Source organism: Shouchella oshimensis, from assembly GCF_004375095.1.
GTDB lineage: Bacteria > Bacillota > Bacilli > Bacillales > Bacillaceae_D > Shouchella > Shouchella oshimensis.
In genome coordinates, this window is record NZ_SNUX01000002.1 from 102,980 (window position 1) to 124,177 (window position 21,198).

A 21,198-nucleotide genomic window follows, 5' to 3' on the forward strand; every position below is an offset into this window, starting at 1 on the left:
TCTAATAGGGGAGAGGAAGATCAAAAATCCTATACTCATGGGCTATACGGAAAAATAGAGCCCGTGCAAAACCCCTGATACAGAAATGGTAAGGTATCGGGTGGTGGTGCTCAGGGATTTGGTATTTTTTAACACGTTCGTAAATGCTGCTGCATTAGGCTTTTTAACAGTTAAAAGGCTCCATGTTTTTAATCAGAATTGAAATGCAAACCTTTATCACTTTAAAGTATGGAAGTTTTAGGGGGGAACCCTAGGTTGTGATACAGAAAAAACACCCCGCATGCTAGATTTTCACTCTAACATTTGGGGTGTATCACCAATTAACTAGACCTTAAGTGCAATTGTATAATCGTTACTCATTCTGTTTATCTGTTTCAGTTTTTAAAGAAAATAACTGTATTTACCCTTTTACTCTAAGCCTCGTTAATTAGTTAGATACAGATTTCACATTTCTATGATCACTCGACCTCTAATCTCTCCTTTTAAAATGGCTGAGACTGTTTCTTTTAATTGATCTAGCTTTATTTCCTTAGCGATCATTTGATTTAGGTTTGTCGGTTTTAAATCCGATGATAGCATGTTCCAAATTTGTACTCGCTCGTTCATTGGACAGTACACAGAATCAATTCCAATTAATGAGACACCCCTTAAAATAAAAGGGAAAACAGAAGTTGGCACATTTCCACCGGCTGTTAAACCGCTAACAGCAACACTTCCTCTATATTTTATTTGGCTTAATAGGGATGCTAGGGGTTCTCCACCTACGGGGTCAATGGCACCTGCCCATTTCTGTTGTTTTAAAGCCTTTAATTTTCCATCATATATATCTTCTCTACCGATGATGCTATTCGCTCCTAATTGGGACAAATACTGATGCTCGTCTGCTTTTCCTGTACTCGCAACAACTGTGTAGCCCTTCTTCTTCAACATCGAAACAGCCATACTTCCAACGCCCCCTGTCGCTCCTGTGACAAGGATTTCACCGTTTTCGGGTTGTAAACCATTTTCTTCTAAGCGTTTAATAGACAGTGCGGCTGTAAATCCTGCTGTTCCAAAAATCATAGCTTCCTTTAAAGATAGTCCCTTAGGGAGAGGCACAATCCAATCAGCAGGAACCCTTGCATACTCACTAAAACCACCAAAATGTGATACACCTAATTCATAACTTGTTACAATCACTTGATCACCTTTTTTAAATCGATCATCACTTGATTGTGCTACCTCTCCTGCCAAATCAATACCAGGTATGAATGGATATTCTTTCACAATTTTTCCATCTGCCTGCGTTGCTAGTCCATCTTTATAGTTAATGCTGCTAAACTTTACCTTTATTAAAACATCACCCTTAGGTAAAAAAGTCTCGTTAAGTTCTTTAATTGAGAGTTCTGTTTGATCATCAATCTTCTCCACAACGAATGCTTTGAATGTTGTCATACTAACCACCTCCGATAATATACGTTTATCCTACTATAAATTATTCTGACCGGTCAATTTTTTAAGACTTGCTTTATTTGCTATAATAACTTGAGGAGGGAATTGATTTGAACAAAACGGAAGAAAGAAAAATTCAAGTATTAAAAGGTGCTTTTAAAGCAATTCAATCAAGTGGTTATCACAATCTTACGTTAAATGATATAGCGAATGCAGCAGGCTTTAGCAAAGGGGTTGTTTCCTACTATTTTGATAATAAAGAGACCATATTAGCGGAATTATTGAGTTGGCTAACAGAAAAAATATACCAAAATGAAAAAGATGCAATAAATGGAGAACAGACATCTGAAGAAATGTTACATTCATATATAAATGCCGTATTCTTTTCCCCTAATAAAAATAAAGCGTTCTATAAGGTGTATTTAGAATTTCTCTCGAATGCTTTGCATAATGAAAGATTTAGGGAAATTAACTATCAATTTCACCGTAATTGTTGGGAATTGATTTCTTCTATAATAGAAAAAGGCAAGGAAGAAGGAAGATGGAATGGGGAGAATAACACATTGTTGGTAAAAGGGGTGCGTTCAATTATAGATGGATGTATTCTACAATGGTTAATGGATAATGATAAAGAAAGCTATAAAGAATATAGAGATATCTGTTTTAAAAGTATTAGGGCATTATTAACTAGAGGGATATAAGTGTAATGAGAAAAAATTAGAGGTCTAATCATACCAATTGTTTTCATTGCAACTTGATTGTTTTGTGTTGAGAGTTGGACATATGAAGGCTTTTTCTTAATGCTTATTTTGAGTATGGAGAGTGCTTTACTAGTTGAGGAAGAAATGACTTAAGAGAACAGGAGACAATAATTGGATATTATTATTCGACCAGAGCTTAATACAGATTATGAAAAAACTGAAGAGATGATTAGAAAAGCATTCTTAAATGAAGAGTACAGTGATAAAAGAGAACATTTACTTGTAAATAGAATTAGAAAGTCTGATGCATTTATTCCTGAACTTTCATTAGTTGCTTTAAATCAAAAAGAAGACATTGTAGGTCATATTCTTCTATCAAAAATAAAAATTGGTGATCATCAGGATGAAGTCAATTCATTGGCACTTGCGCCGGTGTCAGTTACCCCTCCATATCAGAAAAGAGGAATTGGCAGCAAACTAATTCGTTCAGCGCTAGAAAAGGCATCGGATTTAGGGCATCATTCAGTTATTGTATTAGGTCATGAAGACTATTATCCGAAATTTGGTTTTAAACAAGCTAGCTTATGGAATATAGTTGCACCATTTGAAGTACCAAAAGAGCAATTTATGGCTTTAGAGTTAACCGATAATTCACTTGAAGATGTGAAAGGTATTGTTCACTATTCAAAAGCCTTTTTCGATTAAGGGGGAATAGGGAGGCTATCTGAAACTGGTTTTAAACCATTCTAAGGACAGTCCTCTTTTTAATTCTAAATTCTGTTTTCAAATAAAAGATCTTCTTCACAGAAAGATGATAGTTTCTACTATTAAGCAGTGCTAACTAATCTGCAAACCAAATTGCTAACAAACTAATTACAAACACATGGAATTAACGAGATCAAACAGGGGAGAGGGACACCACTAACCCTGTATTCATGGGCTTTACGGAAAAGTGAAGTCCGCATAAAATCCCAGATACAGAAATGGTAAGGTGGGGGTCAGCGGTTCAAGTCCGCTTGGAAGCTTAGTTAAAAAACGTTGATGTGAAGCACCTTCCGGCGAATGGATGGTGTATTTTTTATGTCTTAAAAAAGTGAAAAGGTGGAGAATGAGTGTCGAATTAATTTTACTACCCTCTTTTTCGCTAAAATAATCCACCGAAGGTATCCTCTGTAGCTGCTTTATCTGCAGCTTCGAAAGCATGTCCATATCTGTTTAATGTTACTTTCACAGCTGAGTGTCTCAAGCGTGCTGAAATTGTTTTTGTATGAACGTTTTTGGCAATCATCATAGTTGCCGATGTGTGGCGGATCCACCGTTAGGTTTCTAGAAAATTAATCGGAAGCAGATTACCTATTCTACTGTTTATTCTTGACTTCATTTTAGTTGGTATAATGAGAATATGACTAAATAATCATTATATATACGAGCTAGGAGCTGAGTGTGCAATGATGCAAGGGATATATGAGTTTGTTTGTGAAGAACAGTTGAAAAAATATGCAATCTTGCTGTAAGAATGGGTGTAAATGTGCAAAAAAATCAACTAGTAATTATTCATAGTGACATAGAAAATGTTACGTTTGCACGTTTAATACAAAAAGCAGCATATGGTGCGGGTGCTTCAAATGTAATTATTGATTGGACAGATGAACAGTCTACCAAAGAATTCTATTTACATGCAGCAGAAGATGCCATTGATTACTTTCCCAATTGGCAGTCTGCCCGCTCTGAGGAATGGGACAAGGCGGGTGCTGCTTATATCCATATTATTTCTGAAAATATAAATTTGTTTAGCGGGATCTCTCCAAAACGAGTGGATCGCTTCCAAACGACATCTCGCACCAAGTTAAAGGCTCATTACGCAAAGGTTAGATCCCACGAGGTACGTTGGTGTATTCTAGCTGTCCCATGTTTTAGCTGGGCATCTCAAGTATTTCCCTATTTAAGTAAAGAGGAGGCTATGAAATCATTATGGCAATTAATATTAAAAGGTGCTCGAGCAGATGGAGAAAATCCTATAGATGACTGGAAAATCCATGACAGAGCCTTCGAAGCTCGGAAGAAATTTTTAAATGATAGCCAGTTTGAAGCCTTGCATTTTACGAATAGCCGAGGAACAGATTTATTAGTCGGTATGCCTAAAAAACATCTCTATATAGGTGGGGGTGTTTTAGATAAAAAGGGAGTACAGTTCTTCCCGAACATTCCCACGGAAGAAATATTTTCCGCTCCCCATAAAAGTAAAGTGAAGGGCACGTTAGTAGCAACTAAACCAGATCAAACAGGGGGGAAGAACACCATTATTCTTATACTAATGGGCTTTACGGAAAAGTGAAGCTTGCTCAAAACCCCAGCTACAGGAATGGTAAGGTATAAAATAGTGGTGCCCATTCTTAGTAGTTTCTGACATACTAGGTTTTTCAGAGAATGCTAAGTTCTTATACGATCAAAAAATACAATCTTTTCCTATTCGATCAAACTTTACACATTTACTGATTAACTTATAGATGCCAGTCGGTTACCCATGTTTCAGGCAATTGAATTCCTTTTGTCTTGAGTGCGATGGAAAATTGCCCTTGATGTATCCCCTCATGTTGTACAGACATACTATAAACCTCATCAATAGTTAATCTACTTCCATTAAACGTTATGTGTTTGTAGGTGCACGTTTTGAAATTGTCTAATAAGATTGCACAACTATTTCTAATTTTTCCACTTAGTTATGTTGTTCTATTTAAGTCTAAAGACACCTGCTTTACAAAACAGTAGCACAAAAAAACTTTCCTCCAAGGAAAGCTTGGAAGAGAATTAACTCATCCCTACATAAAAAAAGTTAATCCCAAATATTTGGTCTATCTATTTCCATTCTTCTCATATAGTCCAACAATTGGCCTGTATGGACGGATTCGTGGTAAGCAATTCTTAATACCATATCTCCTAGCGTGCGAGTGTAACCCACATCATCGCGAACGATCTTCTGTGCATCTAAATCCTGTTTAGGAAGCGTGCCAATATATTTTAAAAAATCTTTTCTAAAAGGTTCGGTGAAAGTTAATTCATCTTTTACGGAAATAAACTCTTTGTTATCAAAAGGATTACTTACATCATCAATTCCTCTAGAACCTCCTAAAATCAACATCTTATGATATAGAAATTCACTTTCGAGTATATGTCTAATCATTTCAGAACAGGATAGTGCATCCTCATCTGGTCTCCAACTAAGCTTCTGATTTGGAATAGCATTCCAAACCATTATGCTTCTTCTTCTAATCTCATGAAAATTAAATAGTATCATATCTTGTCTACTCATAATCGTCCTCCTATCGTTCATTTACTATAATGATGTTAACATTTAAATAGTTAGACTATAATCGAACTATGATAAAAATATTTAGGGGAGTGAAGGTAATGAAGTACGTTCCTGACATTTCATATAGCGCTAAATTGATTGCTGATCCTTCGCGTGCCACTATTCTACAAAGTCTTATGGAAGTAGATGGGTTGCCAGCTTCTGATTTAGCCGTTAAAGCAGGAATAACGTTGCAAACAGCTAGCAGCCACTTAAGTAAGCTTATAGATGGAGGATTATTAACTGTTGAGAGACATGGAAGGCATAAATATTATAGAATTGCTAGCATAGAAGTGGCCGAGATCATTGAATCTTTAAGTGTGCTAGCACCTATACCAAAGGTAAACTCTTTAAAAAGTCATCAGGCGAAACAACGATTACGAGTGGCTAGAAGCTGTTATGATCACCTTGCTGGATTAGTGGGTGTACAACTTACTGAAGGCTTAATAAATGGGGGTTATTTATTGGATAGACCGAACGAGAAGGAATTTATTATTACTGATAAGGGAGTCGAATTCTTTAGGGAGTGGAATATTGATATTGAGGAGCTTCAGAAACTGAATAGATTTTTGGCAAAGAAATGCCTAGATTGGAGTGAAAGAAAATACCATATAGCAGGATCTTTGGGAAGCGCAATAATGAGACATTTAATGGATGAAAAGTGGATCAAAAAATTACCAGAACGTCAAATTCTGGTTACTGCTATTGGAGAAAAAAACTTCAAGAAAAACTAGGCGTTAAATGGAAACAGCTACTATAGTGCTAAAAAATAGAAAAAAGGGCGTATCTCGGTAATGCTAATTACAATTTTTAAACTGACGGCAATACTCAAATATAATTATGGGGAATCGAAATAGTCTATTAAATCTCTAATAACTTAATTGAGTTGTTTATCTTAAAATTATGCTAACAATTATTAATAACATGCGGTTTTTATATCGATCAGATGACGCCAGTAGGTATAGTTAATAATTGTTTTTCTACATGTCATTTTTCCAGTATATCGATCCATTTGTTAATTACTATATATCATTATCCCTCTTGAAAATTTCGAGAAGTCTCTAATTTCATCTAAAAATGAGCTGACATTCGTGGTGTAAAAGGAGATTGCTTCATTCAGCAACTAAAAAAAGATACAAGCTCAAGAAGCTTGTATACGAATCGATTGTTATTTCAAGGTAAGCTTTAATGCCTCTTGATCCAACTCTGTGTGAATATCATATTTTTGCTTATGGTAATCGGCAATGTTGTCTGTAAAAGTTGCTGAATGCAACAGGCTTGCTGTGTTTATACTTACATTCTTCACTTCACTTGCAGTTACTAAATCATTTAGACGCTCTAGCAAACTTTTAACAAATTCGCCATCTTGGTCTGAAAGTATGGTTTCCGTATGTTTTAATCGAGCTGAAGTGGTATCCATCTTATCTCGAATACGGCTAAGTTTAGTATGGACGTTTTCTTCAAAACTGGATTCATCAAAAGAGAATGTATGTGTACCTACATTAGGATTTAGCCAGTCGAGCATCATGTATACCTCCTTATCGAATTCTTGCAGCTAATGCAACATCAGTATCAAATAACACATCTATTGTTGCTTTATAGGATTCTATTATGCTTTCAAGTTCTCTACTATCTTGTTGATATAGTTCAATCATATGATCTAAGTTTTCATTTACTTGATGACTTAAAGGGTCAAATTCACGCCTAAACGTTACACCAGTTGGTTTATAGAGTGCATTTTTGCTATAACTATGCCCAGCTTCACTGAGGAAAGCTGCCCAATTGGCTTCTTTGTTGCTCATGAAGCCGTTCAATTTTTCACGGTATTCAAAAGCAAGTTCTGGTACTTCCCATTCACGATAAGAAAGAAGCTCCTGCACAGCTTCGCGCTTTTCCTCTAAAGCCGTTTCTAACGAAAGAAGGGCACTATACAAGATATCTTGGTTAACAAGAATATGTGTACTTGTTCCTGGTTCAAGATGATAAGTAGTTATTTCACCCGTCTTGTACTGTTCAATAAGAGTAGAAATGCTGTGCAAATCGAATTGCTCTCTAGCCGAATAAATGTCCCAAGCCTTGTTAACGAATGCACTATTGGAAAGTACTCCGAAGCCACCGACGACCATGGCCGCACCTGTACCGATACCTAACTGGATTCGTTGATTTGGAGGTAAGCCATTATAAATACCAACTGCTTGACTTTTTGATTCGACAAGCTTGTTATGAACGTCGCCTACCGAATTATTTTTGCCAACGTATCCAAGAAAATTCATTGCGGCGTTTAAAGATTGATTATAGACAAACTTGTCAAAGATGGGTTTGCCAGGCATGAACAGGTTGTGGAAAATCCCTCGATTTCCACTATCAGCCTCAAAAAGGTTTGGGAATTCTGGTGTATTCATATCTCCCACATATTGAATCTTGTTTCCTGCGTAAAATGTATTAGGAATTAGTTGAGGGTAGAGCGGTTCTCCTTTGACGCGAACATGTGTGATGTTCTGAGCCTCGTCGGCGTAAAACTCACGGGCGTGAAGTTCTAGTTGATCATCTGGTAATTTTTCGATATTAGATGTTTCAGCTTGAGAAATTAGAAATCTGTTAAAATCCGCATCAATATTTGCCATTTGTTTCAGGTTAACTGGTGCATCATTTAATCCTCTAACATTACTGAATTCTTTGTTGATTAGAGCCAGGCTTACAATGATATGTCCCCCCAGAGAGTGTCCATCTCCAAACCGTTCTAACGTAGATCTTTCTTCATTTGGAAGCTTTTCCGATATTTTTTTTTCGACATGTTCATAGAATCTCGTTGCATCTAAAATTTGGTCATTAGAGGCACCGGCAGTTACGCCAATTGCATTATAAATAATGTCTTCTGTCTGACTAAGCTCAGTTCCACGAGCTATGTAGTAGATTTCATTGATTTTATCTTCTTTGTTATAAACATGAATAGCGGCGCCGTCAAAACCAGAAGGACTGCCTTGTTCACCAAAGAAATCTTTGCTATTACTATTATAAATGCTTATGTCCTCTGGATTGATGTCGGTAATCTCATGTTTAAAAAGCAATTCTTGTACGGTATCTTTAGAGAATATTTCTCCATTTTCATATTGTAACCTTGTCAAGTCATTTCGTAGTTCTAGTGTAAACTCCATCTTCTTCACCTTCTAACGGAATTTAATCTGATTAATAAGTGTCTCGAAGAAAGTTTTCTCTTTTTCAGCTACTATTTCACATGTCGTTTGACCGATGCAATTTAATCGGTAAGAGACGGTCACAGATTTTGTTTCTTCTTTATTTACGACTAACGCAAAATGTTGGTTTGCTTCATATTCAGATGGGGAAGATGTAATAACTTTTGTACCATCCAATTCTTTATGAGATGAACCGTAATAGATTTTATTTGAGTCGTAATTTATTTCAGTATATTCGTCGTTGAAAGCAAATTCATCAAGAAGCAAATTTAAATCAGTATCTATTAATTGAGGATTTAGTTTCCCAGAATATCTCATTTGTATGTGGCGTTCAATGCCGTTCGAATCTGCGCCGTCTTCATAAAAGTTCAATAGCTCATAGTGGTCTTTTGTTATATACGAGGTGGGTTCACTTTCAAGATAAAAGTTTTCTGGATACCACATGGAATAGTGCCCGTTTTGTGATTCAAAGAAATGAAATCCTTCATCTGTTTTGATATCTTCTTGTAAGAAGCTACTTGTAAAGCGGTCACTTAAAGCGATATCATTTGGTTGATTCATTGCTCGTGTCATAAGTATTCCTCCTACTACAAGTAAAAGCGCTACGGCGGAGATAACGATGACTTTTTTCAAAATGACTCCCACCTTTATAATCTGTAATAATTCTAGAATAACGTACAGTCTAATTAAATGAGATGTGTTTAATAAATGTTTCAAAAAAACTTCTTTCTTCTGAATCATTTATTTCGCAACTTCCTCTAGATTCATCTATACAGTTAATGCGAAATATAACGGACAAGAACTGTGTGCCCTCTTTATTTTGTACAAGGGCAAAGTATCGATTAGCATGACTTTCATCTGGATTAGAGATAACAGCTTCTTTTCCATCCATTGTAATATTGGAAGGACCGAAAAATATATTTGTATTTTCTGTGATCAATTCTTCATAGTTTCTTTCAAAAGCAAAATCATCTAATAATCTTTTTAGTGTGATATCAGATGATTCTTGATCACTCATGCCTTGATACCTTATTTGGAAGGATCTTTCCAATCCACTATCAGTATAGCTGGATTCAAAAAAATTCATCAACTCATGGTTGTCCTTACTAATGTAAAGGGGGGGGTTCTTTTTCTAGATAAAAGTTTTTTGGAAACGATAATGTATACTGTCCGTTTCCAGACCTAAAAAAATGAAAGCCTTCACCTGTATCGATGTCCTCTTGGATGAAGCTGCTTGTGAAATTGTCTTTTAATGCTATATCGCCTTGTTGCCCTATACCTCTAACCAAAAATATCCCTCCTAAAATGATGAGGAGTGCTAAAGCGGATATAATAAATGCCTTCTTCATTGCTTTATCAACCCTTGTGATTAATTCTTTGTTACGAAATTAGGTAAAGTGTTAGTATTCAATATACAAAAGTCACTTTCGTGATACAAATAAACAAAATTCGTTATCGGTTTCAATATCGCTCAAATTTTCCATCTCTCTTCAACTTAGAAGAAGAGTTAGTGTTAGTCTTCAATTATATAGGAAAATTTGGAATTAGACCATAATTAATGAGTGGAAAATGGAGTGGAATTGGGATTTTTATAATTATTGAGTCAATATAAGAGCACCGCATGTTTTAATGGCAAAAAGGATCTAAAACCTTCTTGGCTTCTCTACTTTAAATGAATCTACATGTCCGCAATTACCACAGAATGTGGCGATAAGGTTGGAACTAGCTAGAAACCGAGTGATTCTGGCGTAACCAGAGAGTTTTCCTGTTTTTTCTTTCGTACTACCGCATTCGTTACATTTGAAATCAGACATTCATACCACCTCACTTTTAACAGTATTTACGTTAAAAACGAGCAAAGGTTCCAAATCAAATAAGCGAATGACTACTTACAGCGCCTGCATAGCTACATCATCTTCGGCAAAAGCACGTTCATAAATAACTGATAACCTAAGATGCCAATGGATAAGCCTACTGCAAAAATGATGAGTGCTTTTCGTTTTGTGGACATTTTTAAATCACCTCCTGCACAAAGGTATGATCAAATCTACGACTGCTTATCCACCTGGTAAGAGTTAGAAGGTCAATAAGACCAAAAGAAAAAAGCCTTAAAAAAAGCTTTATTTTTTCTCGAGTTCAGCTACTCTTTTTTGTAGGTTTTCAATGTTTTGATCTCGCTTTGCAATGCTCCCCATTCTATTGCAACTTTGCGTAGTTCTAGTATGGATTTCATTTTTCACCCATTAACCATTAACGGAATTCAATGTTATTAATAAATGTTTCAAAAAAACTTTCTTCTTTTTTTGTATCAATTTTACAAGTCGCTTGTTCAAGACAGTTTAAGCGATAAGTAATAGATATTAATCTAGTCTCATCATGATTAACCACCAATGCAAAGTAACGATTAGCTTCGTGTTCAGATGGAGATAAAGTGACAACGTCTGTTCCCTCCACTTTTTTATATGACGAGCCATAGAAGATTTGGTTGGTATCGTTAGTTAGTTCAGTATGCTCTCCTTCATAAGAAGAATCATCAAGAAGGAGATTTAAATGGGTTTGTGCTGCGCCTGAGGTTCTTTCTCCTATATATCTGATTTGAAAGTGCCTCTCAATCCCATTTGCATCTGATTCGTTTTCAAAAAAATTAAGTTTTTCGTAATGCTCTTTACTTAAATAAGAAGAAGACTCATCTTGAAGATAAAAACCCTCTGGATACCACATAGAATAGTGCCCGTTTTGTGATTCAAAGAAGTGGAATCCTTCATCTGTTTTGATATCTTCTTGTAAGAAGCGCTACTTGTAAACCGGTCACTTAAAGCGATATCATTTGACTTATGGTCTAGTTATCGTTCGAGGCTTGTATCACTAACAATCCTTATTATTGCTTTTCTTATACTATTTTTTATTAAGAATAAATTGAAACTGCTTCGTTAACGTCCTATATAAAAATTTTTATTGTTAAGTCTTATATAGTTATTCAACGAATACTATAGGGGAAGATAAATAATAGGTTACGTGTTATTTAAAAACCATTCTCCTTTGGGCACTTTTTTTATTTTTCCTCCGACATACATATCCTTATCTATCGAGCGTAAATACAGTGTAGAAGGTCTTTTAATTTCATAGCCTTGTTCTGAAATCAGATTTAAATTCTTAGATTGAAATACTTTATATCGCTTTAAATAAGCAAGGATACTTCCATTAGAACTCCCAGTAGTGGCATCTTCATCGATCCCATAGTACGGGGCAAAGTCTCTAACATTAATATCTGCTCTCTTAGAATAGGTCTCTGTGCTGAATACGCAAATCCCTTTTGCTTCTAGCTCTTCAATTAATTCGTAGTATATTCCATGGTCAATTTTGACTTTCTTTAGGGCACTTAGTTTTTTTATAGGCACAATAATTACTGGTAAGCCAGTAGAAACGACTTGTATCGGGTATCTTTCATCAATTTCGCATGCATCAATTGAAAGTAAATCTGCAATGATAGCACCTTCAAGTATTGAAGAAAATGATGGTTGCTTTTGTTTGATCCAATATACGTCATCCTGGTCACAATCTATAGTAACTAATCCAGAGTCAGTCAAAATCTCAATAGGGAATTGATAAAAAATGGTACGTTAACTGTAGAGCTACCATAGCAAATACTGAGTGGCTCTCTACAATTTTTGAATTTTACTTTATCTACCTTGAAAACTTTATATTCAAATGTTCCTAATGTTATAATTATTTCCAGAATAACTTTAAGTTTGATTATCAATTATGAATCATTTTTCTGGTACATATATTCTTTTTCAATCTATGCCTTATGGCGTATCTTTTTTGGCTGCTTGTTTACATCGAAAAAAGTACTGAAAATAATTAGGAGGTGCTTGATATGAAATCAGAAATTATAAATATTAAAAATCTTACAGACAAGATTGAAAAGCGATACGAAAACTTTATATTATCAAAAGTAAACGATCACTGTGTTCGAGTTGCTGTATTTGAAGGAACATATGAATGGCATTTTCATCCGGATTCTGAAGAAAGCTTCTTAGTACTGGAGGGGGAGCTAATTATTGAAGTAGAAGACCTATCAAAGCCTATAGTGTTGCAACCCAATGATTTTTATACTGTACCCGCTGGAGTTACGCATAGAACACTTTCTAAGTGTAGAACGGTTAATCTGTGTTTTGAGAAAACTGAAACCATAACAACTTTTATAAAGGAAAAGTAGAATGCAGAGCACTTCTATTAACTAAGTGCTCTTCTTGAAAGACCTTCCAGATTATACTGAAGGAGAACGAACTACCAGTCTTTTTAAATATGAAAATGACTATTAAAACAATGTCTTGAGAAGCTTAAAGTATTGATTTTCCTGAATGGTCTCTGTCATAACGATAAGGAATAAATTAATGATTAGATACCTAATTTAACTACTATGTCCTCATCTTCGTCAGTTTCACCTGTCCCTTTAAATCCATATTGTGAATATAACTGACTGGCTACTGTGTTTGCAGGGTCGTATGAAATATATATGGCTTGAGCCTCGCCCTGTAAGTAAGTCTTAATGTAATCTAAAGCTTTTTGGAATGCTTTTTTACCTAGCCCTTTACCTTGGTATCTTTTATCAATCATAAATCTTAGAATTCCGTAACAATCTTCATCCCCATACTCATTTTCTTCGGCAGTATCATGGTACATCATAATAAATCCAATCATTGTCACATCATCATAGATTGCATATGTCATAGCTGGTAATTTATCGTTTAACAAAGCGACTTAAGATTGAGCAAGACTATACGTATTATTAGCAACGAACTGTTTTTGTTCATCACTGACCTCTAAGTTAAGGCATTCTTCAAAATTACTCCAATCTAACTGTTTAAAGTTAATCAAGTAAGTTACCCCCAAAAAATTATTTAAACCCTTTCCATGGTCATCTAATCAATTGACGTAATTATAACAAACGCGAGATGGTAAAGGGGAGGTTTAGCAAGGACTTCACTTTTCTCTATCGCTCATGGATGCAGCATTCTTTTCTCTGTGAGTTTAAGGAGAAATGTTCAATAATGTACTATAGAATCATCACTCTTTGTTATATTTTTTAAGTAGTTATTAACAAGGAGTGTAGTGGAAGATGAGTGTTTTCTCTTTTATCATGTATTGTTTTATAGTTACTGTAACACCAGGAACTACAAATGTATGTATACTCTCAACAGTGCAAAATGATGGAATTAAAGCTGCAATGAAATTTACTTACGGATCATTAGTAGGTTTTTTCTTATTACTTTCTTGTTCAGCTATGCTAAACGCTTATTTTGTACAAATCATCCCAACTATTATTTTTTATATAAAAATTATTGGTACAGGGTATTTGTTGTATGTAACCTATCAAATTTATAAAATGGATGTTTCAAAAAGCAAAGAGTCATCAAATGGTAAAGGTTCATTCAAACGTGGGTTATTTATACAATTATTAAATCCAAAACCGGTAATATTCACATTAACTTTGTTTCCTAGTTTTGTGTTACCATACTACAACGGTTTTTTTCCTCTTAGCATGACTGTTCTAGCTGTGAGTTCAATTTGTTTTACCTCTTTTACACTATGGGTTCTTTTTGGAGCCGTTTTTAAGGAGTTTTTGAGAAAGTATAATAAACAAGCAAATATCGTTATGGCGACATTTTTACTCTATGCTACTGGGATGATATGGTTTTAACGTGTTCTTCAATTACGCTTGATTAGAGGTGAGTAAATGAATCAGTTTTCGTATAAGAAAAGAAATAGATTAAAAGCACTTTCAGCAAAAATCACTGATTTTTCCTATAAGAAGCATGCTCACGCTGAATATGCCCTCGGCGTCACAAGAAAAGGGATACAACATTATCATCTTGAAGGAAGTTTACAGCTCTCACACGAGAATGGCATTATGTTTTTTAATCCAGAACAAATACACGATGGCTCAGCTCACGATGAACAAGGTCTTGATTACATTATGCTTTATCTCGAACCGAGTCTACTTTTAGAAGCAATGGAGAGAAAAGAGTACATTCAATTTAATAAACCAGTTATTTATAACCGTATCATCCAGCAGCATGTTTTGAATCTGTCAGACGCAGTATTTGAAGAAGCCGATGAGTTAGTATGTGATGATTTGCTTTTTAAACTAGCAAACGCTCTTTCATTTAATTCTACTAAACTGGTAAAACGTGATAGTCTTATTGAGAAAATGAAACAAGATATTAAACAAAACGTTAAGCATTTTTATATAGAAGCGCTTTCGAATAAATACGGAATGAATAAGTTTCAATTTATTCGTTTCTTTAATCTTCACGCTGGAATAACACCATATCAGTATTATCTGAATCATAAAGTGAATTGCGCTAGGAGGTTTATGGAACAAGAACGAGATCCTTATCTGGCTGTTATGGAATTTGATTTTGCTGACTTAACCCACCTCAATCGTCAATTTAAACGTATTTATGGCTCGACTGCTACAAATTACATTAAACAACTGGTGTAACCTAGACAACTACACGGTCTGGGTTTTTTGTATAGCAACAGCGTGATAAAACACCTGTAGGATCACTTGAAGAGGAATGTGTTTGGTAATAAAAAAGTATGAGGGTTTGATACTCATCATAACTATGCTACGTTTTTAAGTATTTTCGTAAAGCTTTAATGCTGAGAAAAAGAAAGTAGAAGCCAAAACCAAGTCCCACAAAAGCAATAACTTGCAACATCATCGTACCGAAATTAAAGATGATAAGCACCTCCTTGAATCTTCAATGGATACAGTGAGATAAACTAATTTAGTGGTTTTGATTAAATTTATTATCATTGAATTCTCCTTTTAAAATTCGTTTTCATTGAGAAGAGTCTTCAAAGGAGCGAAGTCCTTTTACTGATAGGACAATATATTATCAATGAACTTGTTCTCACAAGCAGCTGTTGCTGATGTTCCTTCGCTATGGTGAGTAGCCACTTCTTTTCCATCGTATAAAATTTTACAGGATATCCAATCGCCATCTTCTCCAGCGGTAGCTTTAACGGTGGTTGAACTGATTGGAAATGCTGTGTCAGTGGAGATGACAAACGTTTTTGAATAAGGAATCTCGATAGATGCTTCGGTAACGGTTTGAGGGTCATTTCGACTATTAATGTCTACCTCCAATTCAGAGGCATACGAAGCGTCACTTTCAATGAGCACTTCTATGATTAATCCCTCATTTTCAATCGGTTGGCTACTATCCTCCTCCTGTTCAGCTACTTTACATGAAGCAAGAGTAATACTTACACTTATTAGTAAAAAGGAAAGAAGCTTAGACTTCATTCATTATGTCTCCTTTCGTTCTTTATTTTTGAGTCTTGTCTTTTCATAGTAGTGAAACATTTTATCCATATAAGCGGTTACTTCTGTATTCATCCCAAGTACCAGTTCATTATCGCTAGAAGGGTCTAATAGTTCCCAATAAAAATTCATAAGTTCCTCATCGCCTTCAAACAATTCTAGTGATTGTGTATAAAGAGAGTGAGCTATTTGTTGGACCTCATTCGATCTCGGGTCTTTGTGCAAAATGGTTCGAACATCGTTGAAACTAGAGAGTAGGTCCTCTAGTCTAGGATCGTCACTACCGATAACAGGTAGTCTATCAAGGATCCCCTTTTGTTCTTCTGTAATAGCTAATGCTTCATCAAATTGAGCTGGGATAACCCCATTAACCAAAGTTCTTCTATTTAAATCTTCTATAACGTCAAGCATTTCTTGTGGTTCCAGATGTCCTTTTAATTTAATAACGTGTATCGTTGCATTTAAATAGTATTGTAATCGGCTTAATCTCTCTTTTTCGGCTTCAATCAATGTAACTTGCTCTGATAAAGAATGAATCCACGTTTGATTTTCTGTAGCCTGACTGTCAGAATCGAAAAGGCTCTTTATTTGCTCTAACGTATACCCAATTGATTTTAATAACAAAATTCTTTGTAATTGCGAAATGGCTTTTTCATCATAATATCTATACCCATTATCTTTTATTAAAGAAGGCTTTAAGATACCTACATCTTCGTAATGATAGAGTGTTTTCTTACTGACACCCATTCTTTTAGCTAATTGTCCAATTTTTATCATGTTGCCATCCTCCATACTGTGATTATAAACAATGACCTTAAGGGGAGGGTCAATAATGTTTTTTTCATTCAAGCTTTAAGGTGCAAAATCAATCGTTCCAGTGAACAATAAAATGATCCAAAGTGCAATAAAAATGGGAAAGGATAGAGAAAGAATGAGGGAAACGATTGGGATGAGTTTTTTATCAGACTTAATAAGGGAAATGAGTGAAAGCGTAACACCAATGGCAGTAAGGGCAAAGACAATGTAGTCACCGTACGTGCCAATCATGACGATTCTTGTAGGCGCTACAAAAGTGAAACACATACAAGCTATACCAATGATGAATGCGGTATACGTTAGGTTTTCTAGAGTAAAAATAGTTTTTGATTTCATACAATAGAACCTCCCTCAGGATAGTATGTCTAGAATAGCATTAATTGAATGAAAATAAACGGTTTTATCCAGCTAAAATGGTCTCAAATGAATACTTGCTATTGACGTAACGTCAGGTGTTAGAGTTTAAATAGAAAGGGAGTGAAGGTAGTGACAATGGAAAGAAAATACTCGATTGGGGAATTTGCAAAACTGACGGGAATGACTGAGCGAACGCTGCGACACTATGATCAAACAGGGATATTGAAACCTGCTGAATTGACGGAATATGGGCATCGCGTTTATAACAACCGTTCCATTATCCAGCTGCAGAAAATACTGGTGTTAAAGTTTTTAGATTTATCACTAGGAGAAATTTTGGCGTATGTGGAAAGTCCAGAACAAGATTTAGCACAGACAATGGTCGAACAGAAAAAAATGCTGTTAGAAAAACAAAAGCAGATTGATACGGTTATACAAACCATGACTCGTGTGCAAGAAACCGTTTCTGGGGCAGATTCTGTCGATCAAGAATTATTGCTTGTCCTTATTCATGCCTTGAAAAATGAAGAGGTACGACAACGCTGGTTAAGTGAACATGAGTCTGATTCAGTGTATAATAGGCTCCACTCTCATACAGCGGAACTTGAGTTGGGTAAAGAAATGACAGTCTGGGCTAGCAAAATGAAACAATTTATTCACGCAGGTAAAGAGCCTAGTGATCCTGACGTTTTAGCACACACTAAAGCCTTGTTATCAACTTTAAAGCCAGAAGTTGAGCCACTTTTAAACAAAGAGACAAGTGAGGAACTCAAGAAGGGAGAAGGTTCTTTATTTAAATCTAATCCCTATTTATTTCCAAGTGCGTTTAACAAGGAGGAGGAACGGTTTATAGAAAAGGTTATTCATGAACTGATCCTCAGTAACGTGCCCGGTAATCAGAAAGATGATAAGAACGGATCTCTTTAGTTGAATGAGAAGCATATCTTTTCGTTAGGTATGCTTTTTTGATCGTTCTATTGGGTTCAATGATTGACGATGGCAATACATAATTCGTACCCTGTAAAGTGCATTAAAAAAAGTACCTTTACATGACCGATGTAACATGTTATGTTTCGTACTACTGAATAGTCGTGAAGTGGAGGTGAAAGCAATGTTAACTGTTTTTAGGATTTTATATGGAATTAATGTAAAAATTGGAAAAGGTATAGCGGTAAACGGGAGAAGTCTGCCTTTTTTTACATCATATTTCTTACAAAACAGTTATCGGCGCTTCATTTCTAAACCAACTACATTTTCCTTTCACGACTCAATTTTTGCTCACGCAGGTTGGGTCAGTCATAGGTAAATGGAGTTGTAAGGTAAGACACCGATGATTGGATCGGTGTCTTTTTATGTGGGAAATAAATGATAAGGTTTGGCTATCTCCTTTTTAAGGCATGCGCACTTTGAGTGTCGGAAGTAAAAAATGTAAGTAAAAGGGATGATAAATATGTCAGTTATACACGTACAAAATGTAACGTTTTCTTATCCAAGTCATTTTGATCCGATCTTTGACAATGTCAGCTTTCAAATTAATACAGATTGGAAGCTTGGATTTATCGGGAGAAACGGTAGGGGGAAAACAACGTTCTTCCACTTATTGCAGGGTAAGTTTGAATACAGTGGGAGAATTGATGCGTCCGTTGAGTTTAACTATTTTCCTTATGAAGTACAAGATAAAAGTAAATGGACACACGTCGTTTTAGAGGAAATCTGTCCCCAAGCAGAGGATTGGGAATTCCTTCGCGAAATAGCGTATTTAGGTGTTGATGCAGAAGTAATGTATCGACCATTTGAAACGCTATCGAATGGGGAACAAACAAAGGTATTACTTGCGGCACTTTTTTTGAATGAGGGTCAATTTTTACTAATTGACGAACCGACAAATCATTTAGACACAGAAGCCCGTAAACTTGTTTCGACTTACTTGAAGAAGAAAAAAGGGTTCATATTGATCTCTCATGATCGGCATTTTTTAGATGGTTGCGTGGACCATATCTTATCTATAAATCGATCTGATATCGAGGTGCAAAGTGGGAACTACTCTTCTTGGAAATTAAATTTCGATCGACAACAGGAACATGAACAGGCCACTAACGACAGATTGCAAAAAGATATAGGGAGATTAAAACAATCCTCCAAACGATCTGCTGGATGGTCTAACCAAGTAGAGGCTTCAAAAAATGGAACGACGAACGCTGGCTCTAAATTAGATAAAGGCTTTGTTGGACACAAGGCAGCTAAGATGATGAAACGAGCAAAGAATATAGAGGCGAGGCAGCAAAAAGCCATTAACGAAAAGTCGAAGCTCTTAAAAAACATTGAAACAGTCGATTCTTTAAAGTTAGAGCCATTAGCATACAAGAATAAAGACGTCATTCAAGTAACAGATGTGTCGGTTCTATATGACCACCAAGTTGTAAATGAACCGATTAGTTTTACGATTCAACAAGGGGATCGTATTTTACTGGATGGAAAGAATGGAAGTGGAAAAAGTAGTGTGTTAAAGCTGATTTTAGGTGAAGCCATACAGTATAAAGGAACTGTAACAAAAGGGTCTAACTTACGGATTTCATACGTTCAGCAAGACACTTCTGGTTTAAAGGGAATGCTTTCTGACTTTATTGAAAAGCATCGTCTTGATGAAACCTTATTCAAATCGATTTTACGGAAAATGGATTTTGAACGGGGTCAGTTTGAGAAGGAGATCAGTAACTATTCAGGTGGACAAAAAAAGAAACTGTTAATCGCTAAAAGTTTATGTGAAAAAGCACATCTATACATTTGGGATGAACCATTGAACTTTATTGACATCTATTCACGAATGCAAATTGAAGCGTTACTAGAGGAATTTTGTCCTACAATGTTGTTTGTTGAACATGATAAGTCTTTTCAGCAGTCCATTGCGACAAAAGTTATCACCATGTAAGTGAAAAGTCAGCACAGGAGGGGAAGAAAAGAACCCCTCCTTTCTTCCTTCTCTGTTAGTCGTTTATAGGTTAACTGCTTTTATTTTATTCCCTGTTGAACCATCTGTATTTTTAGTGAAATCAGGATGATCACCCTTTTTTATGTATTCATAAAGGTAGACTCATTGAAACCGTTCGTATGGTAAATCCCATTTTCTCATAAAGCTTTATAGCATCATTTCCTAAAAAGGCACTTAAATAAGAGAGTTTCCCTTGTTTAGTAAGGTAAGCTCTTTTATCTTAAGAAGTGTGACGTTTTTCGTACCATAGCTTATAGGCTTGAAGTAATGAAAGGAGTGCAGAGGAATCGACTGTTTTCATTTTATATACATAGTGAAGTTCTTGAATGACGAAATCATTGGGAAAATAGGCTTCCAAAATTCTTAGTTGATCTTGTATGGTGGTTGCCCAACTTTGATCCTCCACATTTATTGTTAAATAGGCACCGCGTATCATTTTCTTAATCATGCTTTGCTTAACTAATGCTGAAGTTACAGTCCCGCTTTTTAATGTATCCATAAACTGATTGACTTGCGGTATAAGATCTTTATTTAACGAGTAGCTGATTTGCTTAGTAGGTTTCATCATAGGGAATTGAAGGGAGGGGTCTTCTCCATGTATACAACAACAGACGTGTTTTAGCCAAAATCCCCACTCATGGTAGTGATCGGAGTGCAGGGCTTCTTTTACCAATCCCATATCGTAATCAACTTTTGTTAGTTGCTTATGTTTTTTTACTAGTTCGCGTGTTTCTGCATAAAGTCTATTTTTGGTGTTTGAACTAATAGGAGAATACAAGATAACGGTTAAGTCTAAATCTGATTTAAAAAGGATGGCTTCTCCTCGTGCAACACTTCCGTATACATAAATGCTATGTACGTTTTCCCCTAAACAATTTTGTAGTAATTGCAGCACGGTGTGTAGTAGAGGCTTGATATGGTGCTGTAATTTATTTATATGAGTCGGGTTCAGGATATACCCGTTTTGGTCAGTACCTATTCTAGTTGGCAATTTCATACGCTTACCCCTTTGTAATTAGCAGTAC

The 21,198-nt window shown here is 35.6% G+C and carries 22 protein-coding genes and 1 pseudogene; 9 read left to right on the forward strand and 14 right to left on the reverse strand.

Features of this window, described 5'->3' with window-relative positions; genetic code table 11:
- Positions 1 to 444: 444 nt before the first annotated feature.
- A complete protein-coding gene (locus tag E2L03_RS06635) occupies positions 445 to 1,434 on the reverse strand; it encodes an NADPH:quinone oxidoreductase family protein (RefSeq protein ID WP_134258769.1) in 990 nt (329 codons plus the stop codon).
- Between the two features lie 107 nt (positions 1,435 to 1,541).
- On the opposite strand from E2L03_RS06635, the gene E2L03_RS06640 reads away from it, so the two are divergent.
- The 3 genes from E2L03_RS06640 to E2L03_RS06650 all read left to right on the forward strand — a co-directional run bounded on the left by E2L03_RS06640 (position 1,542) and on the right by E2L03_RS06650 (position 4,467).
- Complete coding sequence (locus E2L03_RS06640; RefSeq protein ID WP_134258770.1) at positions 1,542 to 2,132, forward strand: TetR/AcrR family transcriptional regulator; 591 nt, start codon at positions 1,542 to 1,544, stop codon at positions 2,130 to 2,132.
- Between the two features lie 171 nt (positions 2,133 to 2,303).
- Complete coding sequence (locus E2L03_RS06645; protein WP_134258771.1) at positions 2,304 to 2,837, forward strand: GNAT family N-acetyltransferase; 534 nt, start codon at positions 2,304 to 2,306, stop codon at positions 2,835 to 2,837.
- 811 nt (positions 2,838 to 3,648) lie between these two features.
- Complete coding sequence (locus E2L03_RS06650) at positions 3,649 to 4,467, forward strand: aminopeptidase (protein ID WP_241741837.1); 819 nt, start codon at positions 3,649 to 3,651, stop codon at positions 4,465 to 4,467.
- A 498-nt stretch (positions 4,468 to 4,965) separates the two neighbouring features.
- On the opposite strand, the gene E2L03_RS06655 is transcribed toward E2L03_RS06650, so the two are convergent.
- Entirely contained in the window at positions 4,966 to 5,442 is a 477-nt protein-coding gene (locus tag E2L03_RS06655; RefSeq protein ID WP_134258772.1) for a DinB family protein, read from the reverse strand.
- 98 nt (positions 5,443 to 5,540) lie between these two features.
- On the opposite strand from E2L03_RS06655, the gene E2L03_RS06660 reads away from it, so the two are divergent.
- On the forward strand, positions 5,541 to 6,215 hold the full coding sequence (locus E2L03_RS06660; protein WP_166740205.1) for an ArsR/SmtB family transcription factor: 675 nt from the start codon (positions 5,541 to 5,543) through the stop codon (positions 6,213 to 6,215).
- A 434-nt stretch (positions 6,216 to 6,649) separates the two neighbouring features.
- On the opposite strand, the gene E2L03_RS06665 is transcribed toward E2L03_RS06660, so the two are convergent.
- The 7 genes and pseudogenes from E2L03_RS06665 to E2L03_RS06690 form a co-directional block, all read right to left on the reverse strand.
- Entirely contained in the window at positions 6,650 to 7,006 is a 357-nt protein-coding gene (locus E2L03_RS06665; RefSeq protein WP_134258774.1) for a hypothetical protein, read from the reverse strand.
- A gap of 13 nt (positions 7,007 to 7,019) precedes the next feature.
- Positions 7,020 to 8,636 (reverse strand): DUF6792 domain-containing protein, encoded by a 1,617-nt coding sequence (locus E2L03_RS06670; protein WP_134258775.1) that lies wholly within the window; start codon positions 8,634 to 8,636, stop codon positions 7,020 to 7,022.
- 12 nt (positions 8,637 to 8,648) lie between these two features.
- Complete coding sequence (locus tag E2L03_RS06675) at positions 8,649 to 9,248, reverse strand: YvcA-related protein (RefSeq protein ID WP_134258776.1); 600 nt, start codon at positions 9,246 to 9,248, stop codon at positions 8,649 to 8,651.
- A 109-nt stretch (positions 9,249 to 9,357) separates the two neighbouring features.
- Complete coding sequence (locus E2L03_RS06680) at positions 9,358 to 9,786, reverse strand: YvcA-related protein (protein ID WP_496196928.1); 429 nt, start codon at positions 9,784 to 9,786, stop codon at positions 9,358 to 9,360.
- A complete protein-coding gene (locus E2L03_RS20975) occupies positions 9,782 to 10,024 on the reverse strand; it encodes a YvcA-related protein (protein ID WP_496196927.1) in 243 nt (80 codons plus the stop codon). The genes E2L03_RS06680 and E2L03_RS20975 overlap by 5 nt, the downstream gene beginning before the upstream one ends.
- A gap of 901 nt (positions 10,025 to 10,925) precedes the next feature.
- Positions 10,926 to 11,453 (reverse strand): annotated as a pseudogene (locus E2L03_RS06685) (YvcA-related protein); the annotation flags it as partial.
- 233 nt (positions 11,454 to 11,686) lie between these two features.
- Positions 11,687 to 12,262, reverse strand: coding sequence for a PhzF family protein (locus E2L03_RS06690; protein ID WP_166740207.1), 576 nt, complete (start codon positions 12,260 to 12,262; stop codon positions 11,687 to 11,689).
- Positions 12,263 to 12,552: 290 nt separating this feature from the next.
- Here E2L03_RS06690 and E2L03_RS06695 point away from each other — a divergent pair, with 290 nt between their 5' ends.
- Positions 12,553 to 12,894 carry a cupin domain-containing protein gene (locus tag E2L03_RS06695; protein WP_124741095.1) on the forward strand — a complete coding sequence of 114 codons (342 nt, stop codon included), beginning with the start codon at positions 12,553 to 12,555 and terminating at the stop codon, positions 12,892 to 12,894.
- A gap of 182 nt (positions 12,895 to 13,076) precedes the next feature.
- On the opposite strand, the gene E2L03_RS06700 is transcribed toward E2L03_RS06695, so the two are convergent.
- A complete protein-coding gene (locus E2L03_RS06700; RefSeq protein ID WP_208394335.1) occupies positions 13,077 to 13,433 on the reverse strand; it encodes a GNAT family N-acetyltransferase in 357 nt (118 codons plus the stop codon).
- Positions 13,434 to 13,797: 364 nt separating this feature from the next.
- On the opposite strand from E2L03_RS06700, the gene E2L03_RS06705 reads away from it, so the two are divergent.
- Both E2L03_RS06705 and E2L03_RS06710 read left to right on the forward strand, forming a co-directional pair.
- A complete protein-coding gene (locus tag E2L03_RS06705; RefSeq protein ID WP_124741097.1) occupies positions 13,798 to 14,379 on the forward strand; it encodes a LysE family translocator in 582 nt (193 codons plus the stop codon).
- Between the two features lie 36 nt (positions 14,380 to 14,415).
- Positions 14,416 to 15,183: an AraC family transcriptional regulator gene (locus E2L03_RS06710; protein ID WP_124741098.1), complete on the forward strand. Its 768-nt coding sequence runs from the start codon at positions 14,416 to 14,418 to the stop codon at positions 15,181 to 15,183.
- 378 nt (positions 15,184 to 15,561) lie between these two features.
- On the opposite strand, the gene E2L03_RS06715 is transcribed toward E2L03_RS06710, so the two are convergent.
- The 3 genes from E2L03_RS06715 to E2L03_RS06725 all read right to left on the reverse strand — a co-directional run bounded on the left by E2L03_RS06715 (position 15,562) and on the right by E2L03_RS06725 (position 17,163).
- Positions 15,562 to 15,993: a hypothetical protein gene (locus E2L03_RS06715; protein ID WP_134258780.1), complete on the reverse strand. Its 432-nt coding sequence runs from the start codon at positions 15,991 to 15,993 to the stop codon at positions 15,562 to 15,564.
- A 3-nt stretch (positions 15,994 to 15,996) separates the two neighbouring features.
- A complete protein-coding gene (locus tag E2L03_RS06720; protein ID WP_124741100.1) occupies positions 15,997 to 16,788 on the reverse strand; it encodes a MerR family transcriptional regulator in 792 nt (263 codons plus the stop codon).
- Positions 16,789 to 16,863: 75 nt separating this feature from the next.
- A complete protein-coding gene (locus tag E2L03_RS06725; protein WP_038475917.1) occupies positions 16,864 to 17,163 on the reverse strand; it encodes a hypothetical protein in 300 nt (99 codons plus the stop codon).
- 156 nt (positions 17,164 to 17,319) lie between these two features.
- Between E2L03_RS06725 and E2L03_RS06730 the strand changes: the two genes are divergently transcribed.
- Positions 17,320 to 18,111, forward strand: coding sequence for a MerR family transcriptional regulator (locus E2L03_RS06730; RefSeq protein ID WP_166740209.1), 792 nt, complete (start codon positions 17,320 to 17,322; stop codon positions 18,109 to 18,111).
- Positions 18,112 to 18,634: 523 nt separating this feature from the next.
- On the forward strand, positions 18,635 to 20,113 hold the full coding sequence (locus tag E2L03_RS06740) for an Lsa family ABC-F type ribosomal protection protein (protein WP_134258783.1): 1,479 nt from the start codon (positions 18,635 to 18,637) through the stop codon (positions 20,111 to 20,113).
- Positions 20,114 to 20,393: 280 nt separating this feature from the next.
- On the opposite strand, the gene E2L03_RS06750 is transcribed toward E2L03_RS06740, so the two are convergent.
- On the reverse strand, positions 20,394 to 21,170 hold the full coding sequence (locus E2L03_RS06750; RefSeq protein WP_134258784.1) for a nucleotidyltransferase domain-containing protein: 777 nt from the start codon (positions 21,168 to 21,170) through the stop codon (positions 20,394 to 20,396).
- Between the last annotated feature and the right edge of the window lie 28 nt (positions 21,171 to 21,198).